We start from the raw sequence: 2,268 nt of genomic DNA, 5'->3' as shown, positions 1-2,268 counted from the left end.
GCGAGTTCGTCGACACCCTGCACGCAAAAACACTGGACGTGAGCTGCGCCGACGCGCTCGGCCCACTGCCAGCCTTGATCGACTTCGGCGGAGCCGCACCATGATCGACATCCAGGACCTGCACAAGGCGTTCGGCAGCGGCGGCAAGCGCGTCGTCGCCGTCGATGGCGTGACCTTCATGGCACGCGACGGCGAGATCACCGGCCTGCTCGGCCCCAATGGCGCAGGCAAGACCACGACCCTGCGCTGTTTGTATACTTTGATGCAACCGGACCGCGGCAAAATACTCGTCGACGGCATCGACGTCGCGACCGATCCGCTTGCGGTGCGGCGCAACCTCGGCGTGCTGCCCGATGCGCGAGGACTGTACAAGCGCCTGACCGCGCGCGAGAACATCGCCTACTTCGGTCAATTGCATGGCCTCGACGACGCGACGATCCGCACGCGCGGCGATGCGGCGATCGCCGCACTCGGCATGGCCGATTTCGCCGAGCGGCGCACTGAGGGCTTCTCGCAGGGCCAGCGCGTCAAGACCGCGATCGCGCGCGCGCTGATCCACGATCCGAAAAACGTGATCCTCGACGAGCCGACCAACGGCCTCGACGTGATGGCCACGCGCGCGATGCGCCAGTTCCTGCTGCATCTGAAGAGCGAGAACCGCTGCGTGCTTTTCTCCAGCCACATCATGCAGGAGGTCGCCGCGCTCTGCGACCGCATCGTGGTGATCGCCAAGGGCAAGGTCGTCGCAGACGAATCGCCCGACGCGTTGCGCGCACAAACCGGCGAGGCGAATCTCGAAGACGCCTTCGTCAAACTGATCGGCACCGATGAAGGACTCGCCGCATGAAATCCGCACTGGTCGTTTTCTTGAAGGAAGTCCGCGAAAACCTGCGCGATCGACGCACCGTGATCAATACCCTGATCACCGGGCCGCTGTTCGCACCGCTGATCTTCGTCCTGGCGATCAATACCGTCGTCAGCCGCGAACTCGACAAGGCCGAACACCCGCTGGTGTTGCCGGTGATCGGCGCCGAGTACGCGCCGAACCTGATCGAAGCGCTCAAGCAGCAGCGCGTCGAGATCAAGCCGGGGCCGGCAGACGCCGAGCGTGCAGTACGCGAGCAGGATGCCGACGTGGTGCTGCGCATTCCGGCGAAATACGCCGAGGACTGGAACAAGGGCCAGCCCGCGCAGGTCGAAATTGTCTACGACGAATCGCAAAGGGACGCCGGCAGTTCGGTCAATCGCCTGCGCGGCATGCTCGATTCCTACGGGCAACGCTCCGGCGCGCTGCGCCTGCTCGCGCGCGGCCTGTCGCCAGCGGTGATGCGACCGCTGGTCGTTGCCGAGCGCGATCAATCCACGCCGCAGGGTCGCTCGGGCTTGATGTTCAGCATGCTGCCGTACTTCTTCATCCTCGGCGCATTCATCGGCGGCATGGCCCTGGCGATCGACACCACCGCCGGCGAGCGCGAGCGCCAGTCGCTCGAACCGCTGCTCGCCAATCCGGTGCCGCGCGGACAGATTCTCGCCGGCAAACTGGCGGCCACGACCGCATTCGCGGTGACCACGGTCATGCTCAGCATCATCGCGTTCTCGGTCGCCGGCCACTTCATGCCGACCGAACGCATCGGCATGGTGCTGCAGATCGGCCCGCGCTTCCTCGCCAGCACGCTGTTCGTGATGCTGCCGCTGGCGATGTTGCTCGCCTCGCTGCAGACCATGGTCGCCGCATTCGCGCGCAGCTACCGCGAAGCACAGACCTATCTGTCGCTGCTGATGTTCGTGCCGGTGATCCCGACCCTGATGCTGTCGATCCTGCCGATCAAGGCCAAGTTGTGGATGTACGCGGTGCCACTGATGGGTCAGCAGGTCGCGATCTCGCGATTGCTGCGCGGCGATGCAGTCGCGCCGAGCGCGCTGCTGCTGTGTTTCGTCTGCACGGCGGCAGCGGCACTGATTGTATACTTTGTGACGTCGCGCATTTATCACAGTGAACGTCTGGCGATTTCCGCCTGACGCTTTTTGTTCGTCATACCGGCGAAAGCCGGTATCCAGCGTCCTTGGCTCTTAGCTCGTCATTCCCGCGAAGGCGGGAATCCTTTGATCTTGGCTCTATAAGAGAAGGGCTTCCACTCGCCTGCGGCGAGCGGGTCACTTTTCTTTGTGTGCCCAAAGAAAAGTAACCAAAAGAAATGCACCCCCGATGCCGCGCTCGCAGGATGAAGCCCTGCGAGTGCGCAAGGTCACGCAGGGGTTCGCTTGACG

Annotated in this window: 2 protein-coding genes; both read left to right on the top strand. The window is 63.9% G+C overall.

Annotated features, from left to right (window positions below):
- Positions 1–100: 100 nt before the first annotated feature.
- Positions 101–847 (top strand): ABC transporter ATP-binding protein, encoded by a 747-nt coding sequence (locus tag VIE67_RS14380; protein ID WP_332027139.1) that lies wholly within the window; start codon positions 101–103, stop codon positions 845–847.
- On the top strand, positions 844–2,019 hold the full coding sequence (locus VIE67_RS14375; protein WP_332027138.1) for an ABC transporter permease: 1,176 nt from the start codon (positions 844–846) through the stop codon (positions 2,017–2,019). The genes VIE67_RS14380 and VIE67_RS14375 overlap by 4 nt, the downstream gene beginning before the upstream one ends.
- Positions 2,020–2,268 lie beyond the last annotated feature (249 nt).

The organism is Rudaea sp. (assembly GCF_036560865.1).
GTDB lineage: Bacteria > Pseudomonadota > Gammaproteobacteria > Xanthomonadales > Rhodanobacteraceae > Rudaea.
Note: the sequence above shows the minus strand (reverse complement) of the source record. Positions and strands in the feature narration are given on the sequence as shown.